19 protein-coding genes are annotated in these 21137 nt (G+C 72.4%); 4 read left to right on the forward strand and 15 right to left on the reverse strand.

The window, feature by feature from the left end; all coding sequences use genetic code 11:
• Positions 1-153: 153 nt before the first annotated feature.
• The 3 genes from HHX33_RS26115 to HHX33_RS26125 all read right to left on the reverse strand — a co-directional run bounded on the left by HHX33_RS26115 (position 154) and on the right by HHX33_RS26125 (position 3962).
• On the reverse strand, positions 154-2067 hold the full coding sequence (locus tag HHX33_RS26115; RefSeq protein WP_182876924.1) for an acetoacetate--CoA ligase: 1914 nt from the start codon (positions 2065-2067) through the stop codon (positions 154-156).
• A 63-nt stretch (positions 2068-2130) separates the two neighbouring features.
• Positions 2131-3018 (reverse strand): serine hydrolase, encoded by an 888-nt coding sequence (locus HHX33_RS26120; protein WP_310741537.1) that lies wholly within the window; start codon positions 3016-3018, stop codon positions 2131-2133.
• Entirely contained in the window at positions 3015-3962 is a 948-nt protein-coding gene (locus HHX33_RS26125) for a LysR family transcriptional regulator (RefSeq protein ID WP_182876925.1), read from the reverse strand. The genes HHX33_RS26120 and HHX33_RS26125 overlap by 4 nt, the downstream gene beginning before the upstream one ends.
• A gap of 108 nt (positions 3963-4070) precedes the next feature.
• On the opposite strand from HHX33_RS26125, the gene HHX33_RS26130 reads away from it, so the two are divergent.
• Positions 4071-5636, forward strand: coding sequence for a penicillin-binding transpeptidase domain-containing protein (locus tag HHX33_RS26130; protein ID WP_182876926.1), 1566 nt, complete (start codon positions 4071-4073; stop codon positions 5634-5636).
• A 99-nt stretch (positions 5637-5735) separates the two neighbouring features.
• On the opposite strand, the gene HHX33_RS26135 is transcribed toward HHX33_RS26130, so the two are convergent.
• The 12 genes from HHX33_RS26135 to HHX33_RS26190 all read right to left on the reverse strand — a co-directional run bounded on the left by HHX33_RS26135 (position 5736) and on the right by HHX33_RS26190 (position 17965).
• Complete coding sequence (locus HHX33_RS26135) at positions 5736-8654, reverse strand: DUF11 domain-containing protein (protein WP_182876927.1); 2919 nt, start codon at positions 8652-8654, stop codon at positions 5736-5738.
• A gap of 145 nt (positions 8655-8799) precedes the next feature.
• Positions 8800-9570 carry an HAD family hydrolase gene (locus HHX33_RS26140; protein ID WP_310741538.1) on the reverse strand — a complete coding sequence of 257 codons (771 nt, stop codon included), beginning with the start codon at positions 9568-9570 and terminating at the stop codon, positions 8800-8802.
• 167 nt (positions 9571-9737) lie between these two features.
• Positions 9738-10370, reverse strand: coding sequence for an HAD family hydrolase (locus HHX33_RS26145; RefSeq protein WP_111699368.1), 633 nt, complete (start codon positions 10368-10370; stop codon positions 9738-9740).
• A gap of 50 nt (positions 10371-10420) precedes the next feature.
• The gene (locus HHX33_RS26150; RefSeq protein WP_182876928.1) at positions 10421-10930 is read right to left on the reverse strand and encodes a DUF6912 family protein; all 510 of its coding nucleotides are present in this window, start codon (positions 10928-10930) and stop codon (positions 10421-10423) included.
• A gap of 61 nt (positions 10931-10991) precedes the next feature.
• Entirely contained in the window at positions 10992-11675 is a 684-nt protein-coding gene (locus HHX33_RS26155) for an HAD family hydrolase (RefSeq protein ID WP_182876929.1), read from the reverse strand.
• Between the two features lie 149 nt (positions 11676-11824).
• Entirely contained in the window at positions 11825-13186 is a 1362-nt protein-coding gene (locus tag HHX33_RS26160; RefSeq protein ID WP_310741539.1) for a glycoside hydrolase family 3 protein, read from the reverse strand.
• A gap of 97 nt (positions 13187-13283) precedes the next feature.
• Positions 13284-15167, reverse strand: coding sequence for a phosphoenolpyruvate--protein phosphotransferase (ptsP, locus tag HHX33_RS26165; RefSeq protein WP_182876930.1), 1884 nt, complete (start codon positions 15165-15167; stop codon positions 13284-13286).
• Between the two features lie 16 nt (positions 15168-15183).
• A complete protein-coding gene (locus tag HHX33_RS26170) occupies positions 15184-15441 on the reverse strand; it encodes an HPr family phosphocarrier protein (RefSeq protein WP_117410359.1) in 258 nt (85 codons plus the stop codon).
• A gap of 26 nt (positions 15442-15467) precedes the next feature.
• Positions 15468-16103: an HAD family hydrolase gene (locus tag HHX33_RS26175; protein ID WP_182876931.1), complete on the reverse strand. Its 636-nt coding sequence runs from the start codon at positions 16101-16103 to the stop codon at positions 15468-15470.
• A 7-nt stretch (positions 16104-16110) separates the two neighbouring features.
• Complete coding sequence (locus tag HHX33_RS26180; RefSeq protein WP_117410361.1) at positions 16111-16557, reverse strand: PTS sugar transporter subunit IIA; 447 nt, start codon at positions 16555-16557, stop codon at positions 16111-16113.
• A gap of 103 nt (positions 16558-16660) precedes the next feature.
• On the reverse strand, positions 16661-16897 hold the full coding sequence (locus HHX33_RS26185; RefSeq protein ID WP_036329147.1) for a glucose PTS transporter subunit EIIB: 237 nt from the start codon (positions 16895-16897) through the stop codon (positions 16661-16663).
• Between the two features lie 33 nt (positions 16898-16930).
• Complete coding sequence (locus HHX33_RS26190; protein WP_182876932.1) at positions 16931-17965, reverse strand: SIS domain-containing protein; 1035 nt, start codon at positions 17963-17965, stop codon at positions 16931-16933.
• Positions 17966-18118: 153 nt separating this feature from the next.
• Here HHX33_RS26190 and HHX33_RS26195 point away from each other — a divergent pair, with 153 nt between their 5' ends.
• The 3 genes from HHX33_RS26195 (at position 18119) to HHX33_RS26205 (ending at position 21114) form a co-directional block, all read left to right on the forward strand.
• A complete protein-coding gene (locus HHX33_RS26195) occupies positions 18119-18859 on the forward strand; it encodes a GntR family transcriptional regulator (protein WP_117410363.1) in 741 nt (246 codons plus the stop codon).
• Positions 18860-19045: 186 nt separating this feature from the next.
• Positions 19046-20380, forward strand: a complete 1335-nt coding sequence (locus HHX33_RS26200) for a PTS transporter subunit EIIC (RefSeq protein WP_182876933.1) — start codon at positions 19046-19048, stop codon at positions 20378-20380.
• Between the two features lie 263 nt (positions 20381-20643).
• Positions 20644-21114, forward strand: a complete 471-nt coding sequence (locus HHX33_RS26205; protein WP_182876934.1) for an Rv3235 family protein — start codon at positions 20644-20646, stop codon at positions 21112-21114.
• Positions 21115-21137 lie beyond the last annotated feature (23 nt).

Below are 21137 nucleotides of genomic sequence, written 5' to 3' on the forward strand. Positions count from 1 at the left end.
CCCATTGGGCGTCGGTCAGATCGGAGGGGTAGCGACGCTCGCGGGGCACACAGTCATGATCGCGATCCGACGGTGGTCACAGCGGCGAGATGCGCAGACCGTTATCGACCCTTCTCAAACACGCTCTAAGAAGTGCACTTATACAGAGGGCCCTCACCGTTCGGGCGCGAAGTGGGAGAGGACCTCGGGGTTGGCCATGGCGTCGCGGTTGGCCGCCCGGTCGACGGGCGTGCCGAGCAGGATCTTCCGTACGGGGACCTCCAGCTTCTTGCCCGACAGCGTGCGGGGGATGCCGGGGACCTCGTGGATCTCGTCGGGCACGTGCCGGGGGGACAGTTCGGTGCGCAGGGCCGTACGCAGCCGGGAGATCAGGTCGTCGGACAGTGCGGTGCCGTCGGCGAGCGTGACGAAGAGCAGCAGCCTGCCCTCCTGGCCGAGTTGCCCGGTGTCGATGACCAGGCTGTCGGCGATCTCCTCGAACCGCTCGACGACCCGGTAGAACTCGCTGGTGCCCATGCGCACCCCGCCGCGGTTCAGGGTGGAGTCGGACCGGCCGTAGATGACGCAGCCGCCGTCGGGGAGGATCTTGATCCAGTCGCCGTGCCGCCAGACGCCCGGATAGTCGGCGAAGTACGACTCCCGGTACCGGTCGCCGGAGGGGTCGTTCCAGAACATGACCGGCATGGACGGCATGGGCCGGGTGATGACGAGTTCGCCCACCTCACCGACGATCGAGGCCCCGGAGGGGTCGAACGACTCGACGGACGCGCCGAGGCAGCGGCACGGGATGACGCCGGCCCGGATCGGCAGCAGTGGCACCGGGCCGACGAACCCGGTGCACACGTCGGTGCCGCCGGAGAACGAGCCGAGTTGCACGCCGGGCCCGACCTCGGAGTAGACCCAGGCGAACCCCTCCGGCGGCAGCGGCGAGCCGGTCGAGCCGATGCCGCGCAGCCGGTCGAGGCCCTCCGGCTTCAGCCCGGCCTTCATGGACGCGACGATGTACGGCGCGCCGGTGCCGAAGTAGGTCACGCCCTCCTCGGCGGCGAGCCGCCACAGGGCCTCGGTGCCGGGATGGGCCGCGCTGCCGTCGTACAGCAGGACGGTGGCGCCGGCCAGCAGGCCGCCGATGAGGTAGTTCCACATCATCCAGCCGGTGGTGGTGTACCAGAAGAACACGTCCCCCTCGCCGAGGTCCTGGTGGAAGGACAGCGACTTGAGGTGCTCCAGGACGATTCCGCCGTGGCCGTGGACGATCGGCTTGGGCAGGCCGGTGGTGCCCGAGGAGTAGAGCACCCACAGCGGATGACCGAACGGCACCCGCTCGAACTCCAGCGGCGCGAACTCGGCGCGCAGGTCGTCCCAGCTCGGCGCGCCGTCGGGCGCCTCCGCGCCGAGCCGCGGGATCCAGACGGTCGCCCGCAGCGTCGGCAGCTTCCCGGCGATCTCGCGCACCACCTCCGACCGGTCGTACGCCTTGCCGCCGTAGCGGTAACCGTCCACCGCGATCAGCACCTTCGGCTCGATCTGCGCGAAGCGGTCGGTCACGCTGGGCGCGCCGAAGTCCGGCGAGCAGGAGGACCAGATCGCCCCGAGCGAGGCGGTGGCGAGGAAGGCGATGAGCGCCTCGGGGATGTTCGGGACGTAGGCCGCGACCCGGTCACCGAGCCCGACGCCGAGCCGCACCAGCCCCGCCCGGACCCGGGCGACCTCCTCGCGGATCTCGCCCAGCGAGTACTGCCAGCGGCTGCCCGACTCGTCGCGGAAGACCACCGCCGTACGGCCGGGGTGGCCGCGCAGCGCGTTCTCGGCGTAGTTGAGGGCCGAGCCGGCGAACCATTCGGCGTCCGGCATCGTTCCACGGATGACGGGCCCGTCGCCACGCGTGCCGATCACGCCGAAGTAGTCCCAGATGGACGTCCAGAAGTCGGCCGGAGACTCGACCGACCACTTCCACACGTCCTCGTACGTACCGGTGTGGCCCAGCCGTTCCATGTACCGGGTGATCCGGGCGGCACGCACGACGTCGGGCGTGGGTTCCCAGAGCAGAGCGCCTTCCTCGACCATGCCCCCCATCTTCGCCATGCCCGGGCCAGGTGTCACCCTCGCGGCCCACACAGAACACCCCTGTCATATGTGGGTTCTGAGCTGGTCGATCGCGATGCGGGCGGCGGCCCCGATCGCGGCGTCGGCCCGCGGCTGGTTCTGCGCCGTGCTGAGCGACCGGGTGAAGACCGCCACGGCGTAGCGCCCGCCGTCGGGATACTCGACCACCCCGACCTCGTTGCGGAGCGTGGGCAGCGTGCCCGTCTTGCCGCTCACCGCGACGTCGTCGAACGGGAAGCCCGAGGCCAGCCGGTGCGGCCACACCTGCAGGGCCATGAGGCGGCGGACCGCCGCGCACGAGGCCGCGCCCGCCGCCTCGTCCCGCCAGATCATGGCCAGCAGCCGGGTCATCTCGCGTGGCGTGCTCCGGTTGCTCCGCTCCGGATGGAGCGCGCGCAGCCGTGCCACCACCTCGGGGTCGGCGCACGCCTGCATCAGGGCGGCCTGGTCCGCCACACCCGCGTCCTCCCACAGGCTGGTCAGCATGTCGCGGCAGTCGTGCACCACCCGCGTCTCCGTGAGCCCGAGACCGTCGAGCAGCGTGTTGACCGCCTCCCGGCCCACCCGGGCCAGCAGCACGTCGGCCGCGGCGTTGTCGCTCACCGTCATCATCAGGTACGCCAGGTCGCGCAGCGACAGCGTGGCGTCGTCGAGCATCGCCGCCAGCCCGGTGCCCCCGCGCGTACGGCCCTCCGCCGGCACGCGGACGAGCCCGGCGAGGTCGAGCAGCCCGCGCTCGGCCTGGCGGTGCAGTTCCACCAGCAGGGGCAATTTGAAGACCGACGCGAGCACCACCGGCTCGCCGGCCCGCAGGCCCACCTCGCGCCCGCCGTCGACGTCGACGACGTGCAGCCATCCGGTGACGCCGGCGTTGCGGAAGACGCGCTCCAGCGGATCCACGCCGGGGCTCACGCGAGGAACCCGGTCGCCGGGCGCGGCGCCACACGGGGCGTGGGCGGCGCTCCCTCGTCCACCATGCCCGCGCTCTCCTTCAGCACCCGTACGGCCACGGCCGTGAAGTCTCGCACGTACGGCCCCGGCTCGGCCCGCCAGGCCGGGAGGCAGCGCCAGGCCAGCGGCGTGCCCGCGAGTGGCCGCCACACCACCCCCGGCGTCTCCGCAGGGGCGCCGAACGCGACGGCCGTGCCGGACAGGACCAGGCCGAGGGCGAACTCCGCGCGTTCGGTGCAGGTGATCGCGGTGGGGACGAATCCGCCGCGGCGGCAGGAGGCCAGCGTGTCGTCGTACAGGCCGGGCTCGGCGTCCCGGGGGAACAGCACCAGCTCCCGCCCGGCCAGGTCACCGAGGTGCACGGTCGCCCAGGCGGTGAGCTCGTCGTCCTCGGCCAGCAGGACGCCCGGATGACGGACGAGCACGGGCCCGTAGGCGAGCCCGTCCGCGGCGACCGGATGCCGCAGCAGCCCGACGTCGAGCCTGCCCTCCAGCAACGCGGTGACCTGCGCGGCCGTGCCCATCTCGGCGGGCGACAGCCGTACGTCGGGGCGTCGGTCGCGGAACCCCGCGATGAGCGCGGCGAGCACGGGTGCGCCCAGGTCGGCGGGCACGCCCGCACGCACGACCGCCGCGTCGCCGCGCGCCAGGTCGGCCATGAGGTCGCGCATCCGCTCCACCCTGGCGACGATCTCACGGGCCTCGGGCACCAGCAGCCGGCCCGCCTCGGTCAGCGCGACCCGGCGGCTCGACCGCTCGAACAGGCGCATGCCCAGCTCCTCCTCCAGACGCCTGATGCGCTGGCTCAGCGGCGGCTGGGCCATGCCCAGCCGCGCGGCCGCGTTCCCGAAGTGCAGCTCTTCCGTCACGACGAGGAAGTAGCCGAGATGCCGGACAAGGTCCACGAGCTGGGAGCATATCCAAATCGCACATGAAGCGCGTTCATATCCATATTGGACATACTCCCTGCCGGTCTGCTGCCCTTGACGCGCACTCGACTCGAAGGGGGACGCATGAGAGAGCGAAGGCGGTGGCCGTACGTCACGGCGGGGGTGCTCGTTCCGGTGGTGGCCGCGGGGGCGACCATCTGGGCGCTGCGGACGAAGGGCTCACCCGAGGAGACCGCGCGGGACTTCCTCGCGGCCTGGTCACGCTCGGACTACACGGCGATGCGCGCACTCACCGCCGGCCCGCCGGCCTCTTTCGAGAGCACCTACCGCCGCTTCCACGACGACCTGAAGCTGACCGGGCAGCGATTCCAGGTGAGGGACGTCCAGGAGGAGACCGTGCGGTTCCGGGCCCAGCTCACCGGCCCGCTGCCCATCGCGTACGACGGCAGGCTGCGGCTGGTCGAGAGCGACCGCGCCTGGAAGGTGGCCTGGACCCCGGCGGCCGTCCACCCGCGGCTGACCGGCGGCGTGCGGGCCAGGCTCACCACGGTGCCCGCCGAGCGCGCCCCGACGACCGCCGCGGACGGCACCCGCATCGACACGCCGGACGCTCCGGGCTCCGTGCAGCAGCTCGTGGAGGCACTCCGCGCGCGGTACGGCTCCCGTCTGGACGGCACCGCGTCCGCGCGGGCCGACCTCGTCGACACGCGGACGGGCTCGAAGGTCGTCACCCTCGCCGAAGGCGGGGCGAAGCCCGGCGAGCCGCTGCGGACCACGCTCGACCTGCGGGTGCACCGGGCGGGGGCGCGGGCCCTGGACGGCGTGGACAAACCCGCCTCGCTCGTCGCGCTGCGCCCGTCCACGGGCGAGGTCCTGGCGGTGGTGAACAAGCCGGGCGGCTACAACCGCGCCCTGCTCGGCGCGTATCCGCCCGGCTCCACCTTCAAGGTGGTGACGGCCTCGGCCCTGGTCGCCGGTGGCGTCACGCCCGGCCAGACCGTCGAGTGCCCCGCCGAGAAGACGATCGGCGGCTTCCCGTTCCACAACGCCGAGCACCACGACTACGGCACGCTGCGCTTCGTCGACGCCTTCGCGCATTCGTGCAACACCACGTTCGGCGCCATGGCGGTGGACCGCCTCGGCGCGGACCGCCTGACCAAGGTGGCCGCCGACTTCGGGTTCGGCGCAACCATCAAGATCGGTGTGCCCGCCGTGGACGCCGCCTTCCCCGCGCCGCGCGACGAGACCGACCTCGCGTCCGCCGCCATCGGCCAGGGGCGCGTCCTGGCCAGCCCGCTGAACATGGCCGCGGTCGCGGGCGCCGTCGCCGCGGGCACCTGGCGCCAGCCCCGGCTGGTCCCGGCATCGCTCGTCCCGGACGCCACTCCTCCCCGCCGGCTGGAGCCGGCGGTCGTGTCCGCGCTGCGGAGGCTGATGCCCGCCGTGGTCAGCGAGGGCACGGCGAGCGGTGTCTCCTTCCCGCCGGGCGCCGCGGGCAAGACCGGCACGGCCGAGTACGGCTCGGGCGAGGCGGGGTCGGGCGAGGCTGGGTCGAGCGAAGAGCCGCCCACCCACTCGTGGTTCATCGGCTACAGGGGTGACCTGGCCTTCGCGGTGGTGGTCGAGGGCGGCGGCACCGGCGCGGAGGTCGCCGCCCCGGTCGCCGCCCGCTTCCTCAGGGCGCTCTGAGCGACGACCGTACGCTCGTCGACCTTCTCCGCAGCGGCCGAAAGGCCGGTTCCGATCGTCGGAACCGGCCTCTCGGCCCGGCAGGCGAGCCGGGGTGGTTCAGTACACCTCGCTCCTGTTGTTGTTGATCTCGTCCAGGATCCGGATCGCATCGCCGTAGCGGTCCCCGTTGCCCGCTACGGGAAGGGCGAGCGTTCCGGCGGCGAAGAGAGCCGCGTCACGGACGGTGTGGACGCCGTTCCGGAGGGCCGCCGCCGAGGAGACCGTCGTGTCGGCGTCGACGCGCCGGGTGGCCAGGTTGAAGTAACCGGCGAGAAGCTGGGTGCGCAGGATGTTCACCTGCGGGCCGCCCGCCGTCAGGACGGCCGTGACCTCGGCCGGCGACAGGGCGCCGTCTGCGGTCGAGCCGTCCGCCCTCTCGAAACGCTGGTCGGTCGCCTGGATGCGGGCGAGGATCTCATCCGTCCACTGCTGCGAATGGTTCTTCCAGTACCCCTGGCTCAGCGGGTCGCGCGTCGCGGGCACCTGGGTGATCCTCGTCGTGGCCGACGCGGTCACGGGCGCGTACGTGCAGCCGTTGGCGTTGGTGAACGTCACCCGGGCCGTGTTCGTGACCGTGCTTCCCGGCGCGGCGAGCAGGCTCGGCCGGGCCGTGTACTCGATAGTCCTGCGGCCCGAGGCGCCGGCGACGCCGCCGACGTGCCACACGAGGGTGCGGGTGCCGTCCCCGTTGAGGGTCACCTCAGGCGCGGGCCCGGCTCCCTTGTCCAGCGCCCTGCTGTAGTACACCCCGGCGGGGAGGACGTCGGTGACGACCACGTCGTCCGCGCCGCCGCTGCCCGTGTTCTCGTACGTGATCCGGTAGGTGATCGCCTCGCCCGCGTTGACCGACGGGGTGGCGGTCTTCGACACGGCGAGCACCGGCGCGTGCACGGTGGTCGTGACCGTGCCGGAGCCGGAGAAGGCGTTGCCGAGCATGTCCTTGGCCGTGGCGGAGGCCCTGTTCGTCAGGACCGTGCCGTCCTCGGCGGTGCACGGCACCTCCACGCTCACGTGGCGTGTCGCACCGGCTCCGACGGGGAGCAGGCCGATGTCGAAGACGGCGCGCGTACCGTCGGGTCGGACGTCGGTGAGTTCGGTGGAGAGCGCCGGGCCGCGACCCGTGTTGGCGACCTTCGCGTCGTAGCCGACGGTGTCACCGGGGTTGGCGCCTGCCGGGCCGGTGGTGTCCACGGCCGGTTCCGGCCGGACCAGCGGGGCGAGGAACGCGCGGTTGTCGCGGACGGCGTCGGGGTCGGGCTCGCCCTCGGTGGGCCTGCCGGCCGTCGGGAAACCGTCGATGGTCCGGAACCCGTAGAAGATCCTGTTCCAGTCCTCGGAGCCGTTCAGCGTTCCCAGGATGGCCGCCTCGCCGGGGTCCTGGGTGCCGTTGCCGTTCGCGTCGTTGAAGTCGCCGTTGATGTTCGCGGACACGTTGGCGGTCGGCAGCGGCGGCCCGCACGTCGCGCCGGACAGTCCGCCGCCGTCCCAGTCGTTGCCGCCCGCGCCGGCGACGCCGATTCCCGCGCACTCGTCCAGGCCGGGCGGCAGCACCTCGTTGAGCGGCGAAAGGGCGACGCGGGAGTAGTCGCAGCCTCCCGGGACCACTCCGGGGAACGCCGGGACGCTGCAGTCCTGGAAGGTGTAGTTCATGAGGCTCAGGTAGTTGGGCTTGTTGTTGACGCTGTCGCCGCCACCGTGCTGCAGGCCGAGGGTGTGGCCGAACTCGTGCATGAGCGTGCCCGCCTGCTCGTTCTGCGTGCCGACCGAACGGCCGCCGGCGTCGGTCCCCCAGCAGGCGCCGCCCCCCGCGTTCGTGCCGCCCAGGGCGACGATGAAGTTCACGCCGGGGATGCCCTTCGCCCAGCCGCTCGTGCAGTCGTTGGCCGCGGACCGGTAGTTGGTCTGGTGGACGAACAGCGCGTAGCGGAAGAGGAGGTCGCGGGCCTTGTTCATGTTCTTCAGGGTGAAGAAGTTCGTCGCCGGCCTGCCGGCGGCTCCGTCCCAGTCGACCACCGTGTTGCCGGCCTCCGCGATCCGGTCGCCGCCGCCTCCGTAGTTGCCGAAGGTCCCCACCGGTGCCGCCGCCCCTGCACGCGGCACTGTGGTGGCGGTTCCCGGGGCCTGGCGGAACATGTTGCCGACGTCGACGTGCAGTTGGAGCCCCTTGGTGCCGTCGGCGTTGTCCACGGGAGCGTCGGCGAACGCCTGGACGACCGATTGGACCGCCCCCTGAGCCGGGCAGTGGTCGTGGTCGGCGGCGGCCAGGCAGTCGACCTCCAGGAACAGGTCCTTCCGCAGCGGGTCGGCGCCCATGCCGGGGAGATCGACGTCCACGGTGCCGTCGCCGTCCGCGTTGTAGCCGTTGCGCTCCCATCCGTCGAGCAGGAAGTCGCCGTCGGAGTCGCCGCTGGTCGACTCGGTGCTGACGTCGAAGCACACCTTGACGCGGGGTTCGTCGTCGTCTCCGCCGTCCCCCGTCGAACACGACTGGGGCCAGTTGACCTGGTCCTCCTGGCCGGTGTGGTCGATCCACTTGCCGTTGTAGTAACTGACCCTGAAGTCGAGGTTGTTGTCGTCGTCGCGCGGGCTCGCGTCGCCGAGGTCGTCGCCGGAGCTGTCGTCCCTGTCCCAGATCTGGATGGTGACCGGCACGTTCACCACGCTGTCGGGAACCTGCGTCGACACCACCCAGAACGGGTCGATGCTCCCGTTGTTGTCGATGATGGGGGTAGACGGGTCGTCGTCGCTGCTACCCGGTGGCTGTTTTACGCCGTTTATCCACACTTTGGCGTAGAAATCGGCGTGGCCTTCCAGCGCGGCCTCCAGCCCCTCCTCGTCACAGTCGTCCACGCACTCCACATGGGTGATGGTGACGGAGAAGGGGCGCGTACCGGCGGCTCGGGCGGTTCCACCGGCAAGGTTCATCGCGAGCATCCCGAGGAGGAGCACCGCGACGGCTGAGATTCGACTGATCATCGCGAATCCTTGCGTAGGAGATTTGCGCTCAGGATCGATCGCGTGATCAGGCCTGCCAAGAGTATCCGTATACTCACCTAACTCCGCGGATCACCCACATTCCGCCGAGACAGGGTCGTGTCGGGGCACCGCACAGGTCGACGTCTCAGCGGCCCGTACGGCCGGCCGGGGAGGTCAGGCGGGCGACGGCCGCGACGACCTCGGAGGAGTTGGCGAGGTCGGGCAGCACGATGTCGGCGCCCGCCTCGTGCAGCTCGGCCGGGGTGGACCGGCCCGAGGCCACGGCGATCATCGCCGCGCCGCCGATCCGCGCCGCCTGGACGTCGCGGGCGGAGTCGCCGACGAGCACGGTGTTGCCCGCGGTGAAGGCGGCGCCGTGCCGCTCCCTGGCCCGCCCCTGGGCGACCTGCAGCAGGGTGGCCTTCGGATAGACCTCCTCGCCGTACCCGCCCACCTCGAAGTCGATCCACTTGTCCAGGCCGAAGGCCTTGAGCTTGTGGACGGCGTTGCTCTTGACGGTCCCGGTGAGCACCGACTGCACGACGCCGTCGAGACGGGAGACGGCCTTGAGCGCGTCCCGCGCCCCGGGCATCGCACGCCCCTCCCTGGTCAGCCGGTCGCGCCGTTCGGCGAAGCAGACGGCCAGCGCGTCGAGGAACCTCGGCAGGTGGTGGTCCTCGACGGCGATGCCGTTGACGGCGAGGGTCTCGAAGACGATCTCGGAGTCGGGGCGGCCCGCCGCCGGCGCGAGTTTCACCAGCGGCCGTCCCGTCACCATCCGGAAGGCGGCCGCGTAGGCGTCGCGGGTCACGATGGCGACGTCGACGAGCGTGAGGTCGACGTTCCAGAGAACGAGGCGGTTGATCGCGGCCTCCGTGGGGGGTGCGTCGGGGATCGTGCCCAGCGTACGGCCCACGGGCGGGGCAGACGATGCCGCAGGCCGTCACCGGCATACCGAATGTGCGATCCGGCGCCCGCGGGCACGCGACCCGGACCGGCACGACGCGAGGCGGGCCGGGCTTCGATGGCTCCTCGACGTGGAGGAAGGCCAGGCCCGCCGGGACGCGTGAGCCCGGGCGGCCGTCAGACGAAGTCGAGGGCGTCGGCCAGCGAGTCCACCACCGGGACGCCGACGCCCTCCAGGTCGGACCGCCGCGTCATGCCGCCCGTGTAGAGGACCGCGCGGGCGCCGACGTGCAGTGCGGCGTGGGCGTCGTCCACGCTGTCGCCGATGACGACGACCTTCGCCGAGTCGATGCCCAGCGCGCGCAGGTGCTCGACCATGTGCTCGGCCTTGTGGCCCCCGGACGCCGAGCGCAGCCCGTCGACCCGCCGGAAGTGACCGTCGATGCCGAACTCGCCGACCTTCCGGACCAGCCGCTCGTGGCCCCACATGGACAGCAGCGACTGCGTGCGGCCCGACTCGTCCCAGGCGCGCAGGCTCGACAGCGCGCCCTCGGCGAGATTGCAGACCTCCATCAGCCGGTGGTAGTGCTCGTGGAAACCCGTGTCGAGCAGCTCCCACTCGCCCTCGCGCAGCGGCCGGCCGAGCATCCGCTCGTACGCCACCCAGATCGGGCGGGTGTAGACCTCGCGGAAGCCCTCCACGTCGTACGGCCCGAGGCCGTACGACTGGAAGAGCTCGTTGGTCGCGCCGATGACGGCGTCGACGTCGTGGAAGAGCGTCCCGTTCCAGTCCCAAACAATGTGTGTCATCTCGTCTCAAGCTTAGACGGCGCCTGTGACGAAATCGTGAACGCCGCCGGTCAGCTCAGCAGATCGGGGATCTCCTGTGTGGCGTACCAGAGCAGTTCGTGGTCCTCCACGCCGTCCACGACGAACCGCGCGTCGTCGTCCCCGCCGTCGGCGGCGGGCAGCACCGCGATCGCCGCCTCGACGTCCGGCACGGCGGCCGGGTCGTCCACGTGCACCGCGGCGAGCAGCTTCAGCGGAACCGGCTCGACCACCCGGACGCGGGCGCGCTCCTCCAGGCCGCCCCCGGCCTTCACGGTCTCGTCCGGCACCTCGGCCGCGAGGACCACCCGCCGTGCGGCGCCCTCTCCGTCACCGGTCGCCGGGCCGGCGGCCAGCAGGCGCAGCGAGGCACGGGCGGCCTCGGTGAGCGCGACGTACTCCAGTTCCTCGGTGTCCCCCGAGGCGTACCACTCGATCAACGCGGGGGTGACCGCGAAACCGGTCAGCGGAGCCGGACCCAGCTCACCGGCGGCGACGACGCGCGCCAGCGCGGGCAGCGTGGACGGCAGATACACGCGCATGCGTTCCTCGACTCGATATCGGTGCGGCCGGGACACCCCCGGCCCGTCCCTGCGGCTGAATCTACAGACCGGGCGGCTGCTCCGCGGAGCGTGCCGCGCGCAGCGGCACGCCGAACAGGCGCTCCATCTCGGCGATGGTCGCCGTGGGATCGGTGTGGTGGACGCCGACCAGCCCGAGGGCCTGCGCCGCCGTGATGTTCGCCTCGATGTCGTCGACGAACACGCACTGCCCCGCCTCCAGCGCGAGCAGGCCGAGCGCGTGGTGGAAGATGCGCTCCTCCGGCTTGCGCATGCCGACCTCGCCGGAGATGACGACCGCGTCGAAGATGGCCTCCCAGCCCTCGCGCGTGTAGTGGTCGCCCCACGAGTTCGACACCAGGCAGGTGCTCAGCCCCGCGACGCGGGCCAGGCGCAGCATCTCGTTCATCTCCTCGACGGGCCGGAACCCGGCGAACATCCGGGTCAGCAGGCCGTCGGCCTCGGGCGGGCCGCCGTCGAGGGTGACCAGGCGGGCGGCCAGCTCGCGCTCGAACTCGAAGATGGGGATCTCGCCGCGCTCCAGCGCGTGGATCGGGTTCTCGCCGCCTGACTGGACACCGGCCTGGTAGGCCTGGGTGACCAGCGCGCGCATGACCTCCCGGTAGTGCCGGGGGTCGATCCGGTCGGCCTCGATCCACTCCACGATGGACTCGGTCAGGCTCGTCGTCAGAACCCCGCCCCAGTCGATCAGCACACCCTTGAGCACCGCGCCTCCCAGCCGACGTGCCTCTCAAATATAGGTCTCCCCCGGCGACCGCCCCGCCCAAGCCCTCGCGGAACCAGGCGGGCAGGGGATCAGGCGGGCAGGGCTCGCGCGGGCAGGGCTCAGGCGGGCAGGGCTGAGGCGGGCAGGGCTCAGCGGGACTGGGCGAAGACGCGCGCGGCGACCTTGAGGTGCTCGGGGGACCGCAACGCGCCGGGGTCGGTGCGGATCGGCCCGAAGAGGCCGCGCCTCTCCTTCAGCCGCAGGATCCGCAGCACCGACTCGTCGATCCTGCTTTCTGAGATCCGACCCGACCTGACCGCCTTGAGGATGGCGTCGTACGCCTTCGGGAGGTTCGGCGGCATGAGGAGCATGTCGGCCCCGGCGAGGACCGCCCGCACGACCACCTCGCTGTCGCCGTACTTCTTGCGCACCCCGGCCATGTCCAGCGCGTCCGTGCTGATCACGCCGCCGAAGCCGAGTTCGTCGCGGAGCAGGCCGGTGAGGATGCGGTGCGACAGCGTCGCCGGGTCGCCCGAGGGGTCCAGCTGCGGCATCACCACGTGCGCCGACATGACGACGTCCACGCCGTGGGCGATGGCCGTGCGGAACGGCGGCGCGTCCAGCGTCCGCCACTTGGACATCGAGTGCTTGATGACCGGGAGGCCGGTGTGGCTGTCGACGGAGGTGTCGCCGTGGCCGGGGAAGTGCTTGGCGACGGAGGCCACCTTCGCCGCGTGGAAGCCGTCGACGGCGGCGCCGACCATCGGCGCCACCTTCTTCGGGTCCGAGCCGTAGGCGCGCGGCCCGATGACCGGGTTGCGGGGGTTGACGTTGACGTCGGCGACCGGGGCGAAGTCGAGGGAGATGCCGAGGGCGCGGAGTTCCTCACCGGTGACCCGGGCGACGTCCCGCGCGTTGGCGGTCTGGCCGGTCGCGCCGATCTGCGCCGCGCCGGGAAGCTTGGTGACCAGGGCGCGGAGCCGGGAGACGATGCCGTTCTCCTGGTCCACGCCGATCATGAGCGGCGCGCCGCCGTCCTCGCGGGCCGCCTCGCGCAGGCCGGTCGTGAGCGCCGCCACCTGCCCGGCCCCCGACACGTTGCCCGCCCAGTCGAACAGGATCACCCCGCCGGGCCGGAACTTCTCCACGACCTCCGCCGGCGTCGCCACGCCGTACCGCGCCTGGTTCTCCTTGCTCGGCCCTCCGGCCTTCGCGCCCCAGACCACGACGGTGAACAACTGCGCGACCTTGTCCCGCAGGTTCATCGAGGCGAGCGTCCGCTCGGCCAACCCCTTCGACGCCCCCTCCGCCGACGCCTCCGACGACGACGCAGCCGACGACGACTCGGCCGGGGTGGCGGCGGTAGAGGAGGCGGAGGATGCCGCCGCGGACGCGGACACCGGCGTGGCCGCGCCCCGCGAGGCCTGCGCGCCCGCGGCGCCGGTTCCGGACGAGCATCCGGCCACGAGGAGGGCGGCGAGCATGACCCCGCCTTGTCTGAGTCCTGGCACGCCTTTTACCGTAACCGCACCTCCGGCCTGCTCACCCACCGGCTCGCGGACTGGCATGGGCGGCGGGACGAGGCGCCCGCCGCCCACGCCGTACGGATCAGAGCCCGAGGTCCTCCAGGCCGGGCAGCGCCGCACGCGCGGCGGCCTTGGCGTCCCGCGCGGAGGTGGCGGACCGGGCCGCGGCGGCGGCGGAACGGCACTCGCCGAGTGTGTGCCGGGCCAGTGCCGCACGCACCCACGGGAGCGCGGGAGCGCCCATCGACAGCGACGTCACCCCCATGCCGACGAGCACGCAGGCGAGCACCGGATCGGCCGCCGCCTCGCCGCAGACCCCGCACCCCTTGCCCGCCTCGGTGGCGGCCGAGGCGGCCATGGCGATCAGGTCGAGCACCGCCGGATGCCACGGGTCCTGCAGCCCGGCGACGGCGCTGACCTGGCGGTCGGCCGCGAGCGCGTACTGCGTGAGGTCGTTGGTGCCGATCGAGAAGAAGTCGGCGGCCCGGATGAGGTCCGCCGCGCGCAGCGCCGCCGACGGCACCTCGATCATGATTCCCGCGCTGTCCAGCCCCGCCGTACGGCAGGCCTCGGCGAACCACTCGGCCTCCTCGGCCGTGGCCACCATCGGCGCCATGACCTGGACCTTGGCGGACGTGCCCGCCGCGGCGGCGGCCAGCGCGCCGAGCTGAGCGGCCATGATCTCGGGGTAGCGGCGGAACATGCGCAGGCCGCGTTCCCCGAGCGCCGGGTTCGGCTCCTCCTCCGGCGGCGGCAGGAACGCGAGCGGCTTGTCGGCCCCGGAGTCGAGCGTGCGCACCACCACCCGGCCGCGGGGGAACGCCTCGAACACCGCGCGGTAGGCCTCCTCCTGCTCGTTCGCGGACGGCGCCGACGCGCGGTCGAGGAAGAGGAACTCGGTGCGGTAGAGACCGACGCCCTCGGCGCCGTGTTCGAGAGCGCCGGGCAGGTCGCGCGGGCCGCCGATGTTGGCGAGCAGCGGCACGGGGTGGCCGTCGGCGGTCGCGCCGGGGCCGTCGGCCGCCGACAGCGCCGCGCGCCGCGCCTCGACGGCCCGGCGGGCCGCCGCGACCCGGTCCGGGCCGGGGGCGAGCAGCACCTCACCCGAGCCGCCGTCCACCAGCACGGGGGTGCCGGGGGCGATCGCGGTGGCGCCCGCGCAGCCGACGACGGCGGGCACGCCCATCGCGCGGGCGAGGATCGCGGTGTGGCTGGTCGGCCCGCCCTGCTCGGTGACGAACGCGGCGACCACGTCCTTCGACAGCAGCGCGGTGTCGGCCGGGGCGAGGTCCCTGGCGACGAGCACGAACGGCTCGGCGGCGCTCGCCGGCACGCCGGGCATGGGCAGGCCGGTGAGCACGGCGATGGTCCGGTCGCGGATGTCGTCGAGGTCGGTCACCCGCTCGGCGAGGTAGCCTCCGGCCGCGGCGAGCAGGTCGCGGTATTTGCCGAAGGCGTCGAAGACGGCGCGCGGGGCGGCCACGCCCCGGTCGATCAGCGCGCCCACCTCCGCCGCCAGGCTGGGATCGCGGGCCATCAGCGCCTGCGCGCCGAGCACCTCCTGGGCCTCCCCGCCCGCCCTGGCGCCGCGCGCCTCGAGGTCGGCGGCCACCTCCTCGACCGCCCGCTCGGCGCGGGCCCGCTCGGCTGCGGCGTCGCCGCCGTGGCGCGACTCCTTGTCCGGCTCGGGGATCTCCCCCGCCAGCACGTGGGCCGGGCCGTATCCGGCGCCGGGGCTGACCGCCGTGCCGGTGAGCGACCCCGGGCCGGTAGGCGACCGCGGGGCGGTCGCCCTGTCACCCGCTTCTGAGCCGGGCGCCGTAAGGCCCGTCTTCCCGCCCCCCGTGAGGGCCCCGGGACCGGTCGCCCTGTCGCCCGCTCCCGAGCCGGTCGCCCTGTCGCCCGCTCCCGTGAGCGGCTCCGGGCCCGTCGCCTCGCCGCCCGACGGCGTCCGCCGTGTGCTCACCGCGCGTCCGCCGGCGTCAGGGGGCCGCGGCGATCTGGGCGAGTTCGTCGAGCAGCGCGTCGGCCCCCTCGCCCTCCGCGCTGATGACGATCGACTCCCCCTGCCGCACGTCGAGCGCCAGCACCGACAGGATGCTCTTCGCGCTCACCGGCGCGCCGCCCGCCTTGGCGATGGTGACGTCGAACGACGCCTTCGCCGCGGTCTGCACGAACGTCGCCGCCGGGCGGGCGTGCAGCCCGACCTCCGACGTGACACTGACTCTGCGCTCGGCCACGTTTTCTCCTCACTCCGCGCGGTGGTCTAGACCGCGGGTGGTTCCGTCAAAGGCCAGTCAATACCCGACATGTCAGGGATTACCAGATCAGCATGCGACAGTTCATCCGGGTGATGCGTGGTGGCCACCGCTACGCAGGTCATACCCGCCGCCTGGGCCGCCTCGATGCCCGCGAGCGAGTCCTCGAACACCACGCACGCGGCGGGGTCCACCCCGAGAAGGTCCGCGGCCAGGAGATAGCCGGACGGATCGGGCTTGCCCACGGTCACGTCCTCAGCGGACACGATGGTCCGGACCACCTCCAGGACCCCGATCTCGGTCAGCCTTTCCACCGCCCAGTCCCGATCCGCCGAGGTCACCAGCGCGAGCGGCGACCCGTGCCCGGCGACCCGCAGGACCAGGTCGGCCGCGCCCGGCACGGGCACGATGCCGGGCAGGTCCGGATGGCCGTAGTAGGAGGAGATCTCGTCCATCAGCGCCCGCGCGTCCATGTCGGGGAACACCTCGGGGATGACGTCGGAGCCGCGGCGGCCCATGAAGCGCCGCAGCAGCGTCTCGTCGTGGGCGATCCCGTGGCTGTCCAGGAGCATCCGCCACAGGGCCCGGCTGCGTATCTCCGTGTTGATCAAAGTGCCGTCGAGATCGAAGAGCGCGGCCTTCACGACGGCCTCACGCCCACTCGAACAGCGTGTCGCCCGCGTTCACGCTGCCCTCGGCGATCCCGCCGACCGCGTCCCGCACCGCGTCGAGCGCCACCACCGGGCAGACCGGTGACCGGCCGCCCGCCTCCACGACCGCGGGGTCCCAGGCCACCACCGGCTGACCGGCCCGTACGCGGTCGCCCTCGGCGGCGAGCAGGCGGAAGCCCTCCCCCTTGAGCTGGACGGTGTCGATGCCGAGATGCACCAGCACGCCCCTGCCGTCGTCGCCCACGACGACGTACGCGTGGGGGTGCAGTTTCACGATCGTGCCGTCGATCGGGGCCAGGGCCTCGACGGGCTCCCTGCGGGGGTCGATCGCGGTGCCGGGGCCGACCATCGCCTGGGAGAACACCGGATCGGGCACGGCGGACAGCCCGATGGCCGCCCCCGCGACAGGGGCGAGAACAGTCGTCAATGAAGCGCCCTTCCCTGAGGTTCCGGGCAGGCGTCACGCAGGGGCCGCCGGAGACCCGTGAGGGACGGGCGAGGGACCGGCGGGCCCGTCGTGACCTGCCGGTTCAGCCGATGATGTCCTCGATGTCGCTGGCGATGGTGTCGGCCTCGGGCCCCACCACGACCTGGACGACGTTGCCCGCGGCCATCACTCCGTGGGCGCCGGCCGCCTTGAGCGCGGCCTGGTTCACCTTCGACGCGTCGTGCACCTCGGTGCGCAGCCGCGTGATGCACGGCTCCACCTCGATGATGTTGTCGGCGCCACCGAGCCCGGCGATGATCGCCTCGGCGTCTGCAGCCATGGGGGTCCTCCTGGTATTCGGTCGGTCCGTCGTTCAGTCGGTCTGGGTGACCTTCTTCAGACCGCGGGGGGAATCAGGGTCGATACCGAGCCTGCGCGCGAGCGCCTCGGTGAGCAACTGCCCCGGGACGATGAGTCCCAACGGCGCCACCCACTCGGGCAGGTCCGGACCGTTCAGCGCGGCGGTCGAGGCCGCGGCGAGCCACTCGCCGCCCCCGACGCCGTACGCGGCGGCGCCCGCGCCGGTGACCCGCTCGGCCAGCGCGACGGTGCCCGCGAGTGTGGGGCCCTGTCCGGACGCGACCAGGATCGCCGGGGTGTCGGCGTCCACGACCGCGATCGGGCCGTGCAGCAGGTCGGCGTACGAGAGGCCCATCGCGTGCAGGTAGCACGCCTCCTTGAGCTTGAGCGCGAGCTCCAGGGCGGTCGAGAACGCCAGGCCGCGGCCGGAGACGACGACGCCGGGCTTGTCGGCCAGGCCCTCGACCACGGCGTCCAGGTCGCCGGGGTCGGAGACGAGCTTCTCCACGGCGTCCGGCACCCGGCGCAGGTCGTCGGGGTCGACGTCGGCGCCGAGGCCGATGGCGAGCACGGCCAGCGCGGCGAGCTGGGTCGTATAGGTCTTCGTGGCCGGGACGGCCTTCTCCTCGCCGGCGAGCGTGCACAGCGCGAGGTCGGCCGCCTGCGCCAGCGGCGAGTCCTCGCCGCCGTTGGTGACGGCGACGGTCCGCGCGCCGCAGTCCTTCGCCCACTGGAGGGTCTCGACGATCTCCTCCGTACGGCCGGACTGGGACAGGCCCACGGCCAGCACGCCGTCGAGGTCGAGTCTGCGGCGGTAGGTGGTGGCGATCGAGGGGGCGCCCAGCGCGGCCATCCGGCCCGTCCGCGCCTCGATCAGGTAGCGGCCGTACACCGCTGCGTTGTCCGAGGTGCCGCGGGCGACGAAGAGCAGGTGCCGGGTGCCGCGGGCGACGGCCTCGACCTCGCCGGTCCGCGGGAGCAGGGCGTCCAGCGTCGCCCGGATCGCCGCGGGCTGCTCGGCGATCTCACCGCGCATTCTGGTCGTCATCAGTGATCATCCCCCGCTTGGCGAGATTTGTCTGTTATGGATCCGTCGCCGGCCCATACATTGACACATATTTCCCGGCTGTGGTCTAGTCCGGACTAGACCAGTAAGAACCTTAACTTATCCACACGATCCGGAGCGAGAGGGGAGGGATCAGTGGCCCAGATCGATCCGGACAGCCCGGTGCCGAAGTATTTCCAGCTACGGGAGATCCTGCTCGACCTCATCGAGAACAACGAGCTGCCGATCGGCGCGGCGATCCCCTCCGAACGCGACCTGAGCCAGCGCTTCGACCTGTCTCGTATGACGGTACGGCAGGCCGTCGACCACCTGGTGTCCGAGGGGCGGCTGCACCGTGTGCCGGGCAAGGGCACGTTCGTGGCGCGGCCGAAGATCGAGCTGGCCCTCCAGCTCACCTCCTTCACCGACGACATGCGGGCGCGCGGCATGGAGCCGGGCTCCCGCGACCTGGACCGGCGGGTGGTCCGGGCCAGTGCCCACCTCGCGCGGCAGCTCGGCATCCAGCCGGGCGACGCCGTCCACTTCATCGAGCGGCTGCGTACGGCGGACGGGGAACCGCTGAGCATCGAACGGGCTCACATCCCGGTCAAGCTCGCGCCCGGCCTCGATGAGTTCGACCTGACCGGACGATCCCTGTACGCCCTGCTCGAGTCGCGCTACGCGCTCGTGATGGACGCCGGGGAGCTGACCATCGACGGCGGCGTCGCCGATCCGAGCGACGCCGACCTGCTCAAACTGCCCCGGGGCGGGGCCGTGCTGCTGCTGCAGCGCCGGTCCTTCGCCGGCGGGGTCTGCGCCGAACTCGGCGTCTCGACCTACCGGGCCGACCGCTATCAACTCCGGACGCTCCTCGGAGCCCCGGCCAGACGCCTCTAGTGCCGTGACCGCCAAGATTTGCCCGAAAGGAGCGGGGTCCAGAGTGGTGCATCGCAAGGCGGAGGAGGAGCTCGTAGCGGAGCTACGAGCGACGACGACAACGCAGCGAGGTGCCGCTCTGGGCGACGCGACGGGCAAAGATTGGCGGGAGGGGCACCAGCAACCCCCATCCTGGAGGAACAGCCCATGAGTTCCACCTCCGCCGACGCGGGCCTGCCGGCCGCACCCTCGGGCCAGAACGCGGTGATGACCGCACTCTCCCGCATCGGCCGCTCCCTGATGCTTCCGATCGCGGCGCTGCCCGCCGCGGCGCTCCTCCTCCGGATCGGCCAGGACGACCTGCTCGGCCGTACGGACAACGCGACCCTGGACAAGATCGCACAGGTCATCGGCGGCGCGGGCGGCGCCCTCTTCGACGCGCTGCCGCTGCTGTTCGCGGTGGGTGTCGCGGTCGGCTTCGCCCGGCGGGCCGACGGCTCGACGGCCCTGGCGGCCGTGGTCGGCTACCTCGTCTGGGACCGGGTCACCCACTTGATGTTCTTCGACGCCGCCGCGGACGCGGCGGTGCACAAGAAGGTGGCGCAGTCCGTCCTGGGGGCGGACGGCAAGCCTGCCGAGGCGCTCAACCTGGCGTCGGCCAACCCGACCGGAGTGCTCGGCGGCATCCTCATGGGCCTCGTCGCGGCCGTCCTGTGGCAGCGGTACTACCGCACGAAGCTGCCCGCCTACCTGGCCTTCTTCGGCGGGCGGCGCTTCGTGCCGATCCTCACGGCGCTGGCCGGGCTCGTCCTCGGCGTCGTCTTCGGCCTGATCTGGCCGCCGATCGGTGAGGGACTGACCAACTTCGGCGACTGGCTGGCGACCCACTCCACGCTCGGCGCGGGCATCTACGGGATCGTGAACCGGGGCCTCATCCCCTTCGGCCTGCACCACTTCGTCAACTCGATCGTCTGGTTCGCCGTGCCGGAGTGCACCGTCGGGGCCACCCACGCCGCGGGCGACCTGAACTGCTACTTCGCCGGGCAGGACGGCGCCGGTGCGTTCATGGCGGGCTTCTTCCCGGTCATGATGTTCGGCCTGCCGGCCGCCGCCATCGCGATGTGGCGGGCCGCCCCGCCGCACCGCCGCGCCACCGTCGGCGGCATCATGATCTCCTCGGCGCTGATCTCCTTCGTCACCGGCATCACCGAGCCGATCGAGTTCGCCTTCATCTTCGTGGCGCCGGTGCTGTTCGCGGTGCACGCGCTGCTCACCGGCGTCTCGATGGCCCTGGTCGCGTTCCTGGACGGACGCCTCGGCTTCGGGTTCTCCGCCGGTGCCATCGACGCGGGCCTGAACGCGACGAAGGACAACACGCACAACTTCTGGCTGATCATGCTGATCGGCGTCGTCTACTTCGTCCTCTACTACGTGATCTTCAGCTTCCTCATCAAGAAGCTGAACATCCTGACGCCCGGCCGGGAACCCGAGCCCGATGTGGACTCCGGGGAGAGCGCCGAGACGGCGCGCGCCCGCGCCTGACGCGTCACGTCCCCCTCGCGGGGAAGCAGGGGCGCCCGGTGATCCCGGGCGCCCCTGTCGCGTTCTCCACGGATTCCGGATGACCTCAATGTTCTTCGTCATGTTCCGGTAACAGGGGATGTTCCCCCAGCTCGGCCGGATCTTCCCGGACGAACGGCGGCACACGACCGCGATTCTCGGCAAAGTTGGCGACCCCGGTATCAGGCGGGATGACCGAAATCTCTATTAGGCGTCAGAACCCGGCGCGCGAGAGCGGAGTCCCGATGCCCAAGCCCGTCCCCCTGCCACGGCTCGCGTCCGTCCCCTCGGCCGATCCTCCGTACGACGAGCGGGACGACGGCCCGGTCACCTACGGCGCGCTCGCCCTCGCCCCGGCGACCCTCCCGGCGCCGCCCGTGTCCTACCCGTACGGGCGGCCGGGGGGCTCCCTCACCGACGAGCGCCGCCTGCGCGGGCTCGGCCAGGCGCTGGCGGAGATCCTGGCGGGCCGGAGGCCGCCGGAGACGGTGGCCGGCCGGCTCACCGAGCGGGCCTACCGCGAGCTGGTCCGGGCGGGAAAGATGATCGACACCGAGCGGCCGCCGCTGACCGGTCTCCCGCACGTGCAACGGCCTCTGGAGGGGGTCATCGAGATGTGCCTGCTGGTCAACTGCGGGCCGCGCAGCCGCGTGCTCGCCGTGCGGCTGGAGCGGCGGGGCATGCAGTGGCTGGTGACCGACTTCGAGACCGCCTGACCCCCCTGCCCCCGACGCCCGGT

This window comes from Microbispora sp. H10670 (assembly GCF_014161385.1).
Classification (GTDB): Bacteria; Actinomycetota; Actinomycetes; order Streptosporangiales; family Streptosporangiaceae; genus Microbispora; species Microbispora triticiradicis.

Excerpts from the sequence above, each read along its gene's own strand:
- HHX33_RS26145 (WP_111699368.1), bottom strand. The coding sequence starts at position 10,370 with ATGACACACATTGTTTGGGACTGGAACGGGACGCTCTTCCACGACGTC.
- HHX33_RS26205 (WP_182876934.1), top strand. The coding sequence starts at position 20,644 with ATGCCCAAGCCCGTCCCCCTGCCACGGCTCGCGTCCGTCCCCTCGGCC.
- HHX33_RS26190 (WP_182876932.1), bottom strand. The coding sequence starts at position 17,965 with ATGACGACCAGAATGCGCGGTGAGATCGCCGAGCAGCCCGCGGCGATC.
- HHX33_RS26185 (WP_036329147.1), bottom strand. The coding sequence starts at position 16,897 with ATGGCTGCAGACGCCGAGGCGATCATCGCCGGGCTCGGTGGCGCCGAC.
- HHX33_RS26130 (WP_182876926.1), top strand. The coding sequence starts at position 4,071 with ATGAGAGAGCGAAGGCGGTGGCCGTACGTCACGGCGGGGGTGCTCGTT.
- HHX33_RS26115 (WP_182876924.1), bottom strand. The coding sequence starts at position 2,067 with ATGGTCGAGGAAGGCGCTCTGCTCTGGGAACCCACGCCCGACGTCGTG.
- HHX33_RS26150 (WP_182876928.1), bottom strand. The coding sequence starts at position 10,930 with ATGCGCGTGTATCTGCCGTCCACGCTGCCCGCGCTGGCGCGCGTCGTC.
- HHX33_RS26135 (WP_182876927.1), bottom strand. The coding sequence starts at position 8,654 with ATGATCAGTCGAATCTCAGCCGTCGCGGTGCTCCTCCTCGGGATGCTC.
- HHX33_RS26200 (WP_182876933.1), top strand. The coding sequence starts at position 19,046 with ATGAGTTCCACCTCCGCCGACGCGGGCCTGCCGGCCGCACCCTCGGGC.